The 5,157-nt window shown below is 59.6% G+C and carries 5 protein-coding genes; 4 read left to right on the forward strand and 1 reads right to left on the reverse strand.

The window, feature by feature from the left end:
- The coding region (locus K8W16_RS04720) for a hypothetical protein (protein ID WP_304121566.1) at positions 1-389 on the reverse strand (389 nt) is incomplete at its 3' end.
- A 655-nt stretch (positions 390-1,044) separates the two neighbouring features.
- Between K8W16_RS04720 and K8W16_RS04725 the strand changes: the two genes are divergently transcribed.
- Genes K8W16_RS04725 through gmhA form a run of 4 tightly spaced genes read left to right on the forward strand, consistent with a single transcriptional unit; the run spans position 1,045 to position 5,115 of the window.
- Positions 1,045-1,905 (forward strand): site-specific integrase, encoded by an 861-nt coding sequence (locus K8W16_RS04725; protein WP_304121568.1) that lies wholly within the window; start codon positions 1,045-1,047, stop codon positions 1,903-1,905.
- Positions 1,902-3,395, forward strand: a complete 1,494-nt coding sequence (locus K8W16_RS04730) for a bifunctional heptose 7-phosphate kinase/heptose 1-phosphate adenyltransferase (RefSeq protein ID WP_304121570.1) — start codon at positions 1,902-1,904, stop codon at positions 3,393-3,395. The genes K8W16_RS04725 and K8W16_RS04730 overlap by 4 nt, the downstream gene beginning before the upstream one ends.
- On the forward strand, positions 3,392-4,573 hold the full coding sequence (locus K8W16_RS04735; protein WP_304121571.1) for a glycosyltransferase family 9 protein: 1,182 nt from the start codon (positions 3,392-3,394) through the stop codon (positions 4,571-4,573). The genes K8W16_RS04730 and K8W16_RS04735 overlap by 4 nt, the downstream gene beginning before the upstream one ends.
- Complete coding sequence (gene gmhA, locus K8W16_RS04740) at positions 4,555-5,115, forward strand: D-sedoheptulose 7-phosphate isomerase (RefSeq protein ID WP_304121573.1); 561 nt, start codon at positions 4,555-4,557, stop codon at positions 5,113-5,115. The genes K8W16_RS04735 and gmhA overlap by 19 nt, the downstream gene beginning before the upstream one ends.
- Positions 5,116-5,157 lie beyond the last annotated feature (42 nt).

A 5,157-nucleotide genomic window follows, 5' to 3' on the forward strand; every position in this document is an offset into this window, starting at 1 on the left:
TTGAGGAGCCGTTTATTGCTTATGGGATTCACTTGGTGGAGATAGGTGAACTCTTCAGAAGGACGCAAAGCGCCTCTTCCACCAGTCATATTCCCCAAGTTGGCTACGTTTCCAGCATAGGGTTTATTGGCGCGCACATAGAACCTGTCCTTACCGGTAGTGAGAGACTCAACAAGATCTTCTATCTCTTCATTGGACATGTGCCCGTGTCCGGCATCCCAATAGTGTTGAATATCCTTTCCAGCAGCCGCTAATTTTCTGGAGCGAAATGCTCCATCAGCTTCCTTTGCGGCCTTGAAAATGTCTTTCGGCAATCGCTCCTGAAATTCGGACACCGGTTCATTCATGGGCAAGGCGCCCTTTGACGCCTTTTCAAGGAGGTTCAGCAAGCGCCGCCCATCCTTCAGTGGGAGTCTTGAACGCATCTTCGCGCCTCTTTTTTACCCTTGCGCCGCCATGAAGCTCGGGAACAAGCCCCCTTTCGCCGAAGAAGAAAGTTCCCTACCCATGAACGCCCCTTCCCGCCCCGCTCCCGGTCGGAACTGCCCCGCAAGATCCGCCCTCCGTCCCAGAGCTTCCCCCTCCGCCATGAACGCAGGGGAAGGCCCCGCGCTGCCCGCTCCCGGCCCCAAAAAGCCGTGAGAAAAACGGCGTCTCCCTTTTGAGGCTGAGGGCACATGCTGAACGACGGGCCTAAATATTCTGTCAGTTATTATTCCAGCCGCAGTTCACGCAAAACGGCCCGGCAAATCCCGGACTGTCGCGCCTTTCCTTTTCAAAAAAAACCGTGCCCTTCGACGCAGCGGCAGAGCGAAAATCCCCCCGCCTTTAGCGGAGCAAGCCCGTGTCCGCCGCAGAAAAAGCCAACGATACCCCGCCGCCTGCGCTCCCTGCAAAAACATGCTTGCGCGATACGCTCCCCATGGTGAGAGGAATCTAATTTCTACTGGCTTTTTTTTAAGTTATTTGCTACACGAATCACGACTGACAGCATTATTTTATCTCTGTCCGAAAGGTACACCTTTCGGGCAGTCGAGGCGGCTCATGGCAACGAACAGAACAACCGGTTTTCCCCCTGACCGGCCGGAGAGCTCTCCGACCTTTGAAGGCTTCGCTGCGGAGCGGTATCTGCCCTTTGCCCGTGAGCACAAGCGCAGCTGGAAGACGGATCAGCGTTATCTGAAGCTGCATGTACTGCCTTACCTGGGCGGCCTTCCGCTCGGGGAAATTACCGAGGGCACGCTCAGGGGCTGGCTTTCCCGCCTGGAAGCCTCCGGCCTGTCCTCCTCTTCCTGCTGCCGTATTTTCTGGCTGGTCAAGTACATGCTCAACTGCGCCGTGCGCTGGCATATCCTGGAAAGCGATGAGACGTTCAGGCATGCCGCGTGCGTGAAGAAAGCGCCGCGCCGCCCCGCGCTTCTCTCCATGGAAGAGGCGCTGAAACTCATGCGTCTGCTGGACGAGCAGCCCGACAGCCCGGGCGCCCGGGCCATACGCCTCATGCTGCTCACCGGGGCCAGGAAGTCGGAAATCCTGTATGCCCGATGGGAAGACGTGGATCTTGCCCGGGGCGTGCTTTCCACGAGCCGCACCTTCACCGGCCGCGACAGGCTCATCCCCCTCAACAGGGAAGCCCGGCGCTTCATCCGCTCCCTGGAAAGGAAAGACAACTGTCCGTGGCTTTTTCCCTCTTCCCACGGCACCCCGATCTCCTCTCTGCACTATACCTGGCGCCGCCTGCGGGAAAGGCTCGGCCGCCCGGACCTGCGCCTTGCCGACCTGCGCCACAGCTTCGCGAATTTTCTCATGAACATGGGCATACAGAACCCGGAACTGCGCTGCATCATGGGGCAGTACATGACAAAGACCATGGAACTTGTGACAAATAAAAGGAATTCCCTATGATGTTATCTTCCTATATCGACTTGTTCCCCCAGGTGAATATTCTCTGCATCGGCGACATGATGCTCGATCACTTCGTCTACGGCGATATCAACCGCATCTCCCCCGAAGCGCCCGTGCCGGTCTTCAACTCCCTCGGTGAAAAAAAGATGCTCGGCGGGGCGGGGAATGTGGTCGCCAACTGTGCCGCTCTCGGCTGCCGTGTGAACGCCGTATGCGTCCTCGGCGAGGACGAGGCAGGCCGTTTCGTGCGCGAAACGCTCGGCCGCCTTGCCGACCGCACGCTTTTTCTCCATTCCCGGGGCGTGCCCACCATTGAGAAGACGCGCATCATTGCCGGAAATAATCATATCATCCGCATCGATTCGGAAAAAAAGTTCTCCATCGACCTTTTTGCCGACCCGCAGACGGAGCAGACGCTTGAAACGCTCATGGCCCAGGCCGACGTCATCCTCCTTTCCGACTACCTGAAAGGCGTGCTCGCCCCGGAAAACTGCCGCCGCATCATCTCCCTCGCCCGGGAAAACGGCAAAAAGGTTCTTGTCGACCCCAAGGGCAACGACTATGCCAGATATGCCGGCGCGTTCCTCGTCAAGCCCAACCTCAAGGAACTTTCCCTCGCCACCGGCATCACCTGCCGGCCGGAAGCCGAGGATTTTGAAGACGAGCTTCTGCGCGCGGCAGGCATGCTGTTCTCGAAGTTCCACATGGAAAACCTCATCATCACGCTGAGCGAGCACGGCATGGCCTTCGTGTCTTCCGCAAAGCCCGACACGCTCCTGCATATTTCCACGGAAGGAAAGGAAGTCTGCGACGTTTCCGGCGCGGGCGATACCTGCCTTTCCGTGCTGGGCGCGGCCCTCGCCGCAGGCGCCGAGGTAAAGGACGCCATGAAGCTGGCCAACACGGCCGCAGGCATTGTCGTGGGCAAGGTGGGCACCGCCACCGTGACGGGAGCGGAGCTGAAAAGCGCCCTCTCCCGGCGCGAAAGTTCCTCCAACGGCCCGGCCTGGAAGGTGAAGCGGAAAATCATCTCCCGCGAAGAGGCGCAGGCCGTTGCCTCCGAAGCCCGGGCGGCGGGCAAAAAGGTCGGCTTCACCAACGGCTGTTTCGACCTTCTCCACTACGGGCATCTTTCTTCCTTCATGCAGGCCAGGGAATACTGCGACCTGTTCATTGTCGGGCTGAACACCGACGCTTCCGTCAGAAGGCTGAAAGGCGAAAGCCGCCCCGTTCAGGATGAAAAAAGCCGCTCCCTCCTGCTGGCCTCGCTGGAAATGGTCGATTTCGTCGTCCTTTTCAACGAGGATACCGCCCTGCCCCTCGTGGAGGCGATCAGGCCGGACGTGATCCTGAAGGAGGGCTATTCCCTCGACCGCTGGCCCGAAGGCCGCTTCGTGGAGAGCTGCGGCGGAAAAGCCGTGGCGCTGGAACGCATGGAAGGCTATTCCACCACCTCTCTGGTCAGCCGCATCAAGGGTCAGCCGCAGTGAAACGCTCCTTCGACTTTTTCGACCATGCCCACAACTATGTGGAACACTGCCGGCGCCACTGGGCCGGGCAGCCTGTGCGCGCGTCGTGGCAGATAGGGCTGTGGGGCCTCATGCATGTGTTCAGCGCCGGAAAGGACAGGGGAAAAAACGCGTCCGGCCCCCTGCCGAAAATCGCCTTTCTTCTGGACGGAGGCCTGGGCGACACTATCGTCAACGCGCATTTCATCCGCGAGTTTTTCCGGCAATGCGGCCCCATGCAGCTCGACATATGCACAAACTACCCGGAGGTCTTTGACGCGGGCATAACCGGAAGCGGCATCCCGGCCCGCAGGATCGGCACGGAAATGCCGGATGAAGACTGCGACCTTGTGCTGTACTGCCTGCTCATCCCCTCCGTCGTCTCCGTAAACCGCGCACGGCTGGACAGTACCGCCTCCCCCCGGCTCAGGGCCTGGCTGGAATCGCTGGAAGAAATGCAGAAGCGCGAACCTCTCTGGTTCAGGATGCAGGAAAATTTCATGGGCCCCATCCTCGCCTTCGGAAGGCTGCACGGCTGCCGGCGGCGTTCCCTGCCCTTCCTCGCGGGAGGGCTTGAAGCAACGGAACCTCCGCGCCCGGCAGCGCCTGTCGACGCTCCCCTGCCGGAGCTTCCTGCCGGGCGGCCCTTCATCACCGTACACCGGGGGACGGGCGACTGCCCCTCTTCCACCAAGCTGTGGAGCACGGCAAGCTACAACGCCCTTCTCGCCCTTCTGCGCCGTCGTTTCCCCGAGATGACGCTTGTTCAGGTGGGGCATGAACAGGAAAGCGCCCTTTCCGTCGATGCGGACCTTCGCGGGAAAACCACCTTTCCGCAGTTTGCGCGCCTTTTGCAGGAGTCGCGGCTTCATATCTGTTCGGAAGGGGGCGGCATGCATCTGCGTCATGTCCTGTGCGGCCGCCCTTCCCTGGTTTTTTTCGGGCCCACGGACCCGGAATTTTACGGCTATGCGGAAAACCTCAATCTGCGCGCTCCCTTCTGTACGCCGTGCGAATGGCTGACGCGCAGCTGGCAGACCCGCTGCTCCCGGGATTTCGACAACTGCCGATGCCTTGAAAAACTGACGCCGGAAATGGTGTGGCATCAGGTGGAAAACAACGCATCCTTGCTGGAGGCACTATGCAGCAGAGCATCATAAACGAACTTTCCTCCATTATAAGCAGCATGGAAAAGCTCAAGGATTCGGCGGGAGATGTGGAAAAAATCGTCCGGACCTGCACCACTGCCCTGAAAAACGGAAACAAGATCTTGTTCTGCGGCAACGGCGGCTCCGCGGCCCAGGCCCAGCACCTGGCCGCCGAACTCGTGGGCCGCTACAAAAAGGAGCGCCGCGCCATGGCTGCGCTCTCCCTCACGGTGGACACCTCCAACATCACCGCCATAGGCAACGACTACGGCTACGACGATATCTTCCGCCGCCAGCTTGAGGGCCTGGGGCAGAAAGGCGACGTACTCATCGGCCTTTCCACCAGCGGCAACAGCAAAAACGTGCTGCTTGCCTTTGAACTGGCCCGCGCCATGGGCGTGACGACCGTGGCCTTCACCGGCGAAGGCGGCGGGAAGATGAAGGAGCTTGCCGATATCTGCATCGCCGTGCCCTCCCGGGAAACCAACCATATCCAGGAAATGCACATTACCCTCGGCCATATCCTGTGCGGCCTGGTGGAAGAACATATATAACGGGAAAGGTATCAGCCATGCGCGATTATTTCGGAAAACTCC

It is taken from the genome of Mailhella massiliensis (genome assembly GCF_020741395.1).
GTDB lineage: Bacteria > Desulfobacterota > Desulfovibrionia > Desulfovibrionales > Desulfovibrionaceae > Mailhella > Mailhella massiliensis_A.

What these genes read in the sequence shown, in the direction of transcription:
- K8W16_RS04730 (WP_304121570.1), top strand. Translation starts at nt 1,902, where the DNA reads ATGATGTTATCTTCCTATATCGACTTGTTCCCCCAGGTGAATATTCTC.
- gmhA (WP_304121573.1), top strand. Translation starts at nt 4,555, where the DNA reads ATGCAGCAGAGCATCATAAACGAACTTTCCTCCATTATAAGCAGCATG.
- K8W16_RS04725 (WP_304121568.1), top strand. Translation starts at nt 1,045, where the DNA reads ATGGCAACGAACAGAACAACCGGTTTTCCCCCTGACCGGCCGGAGAGC.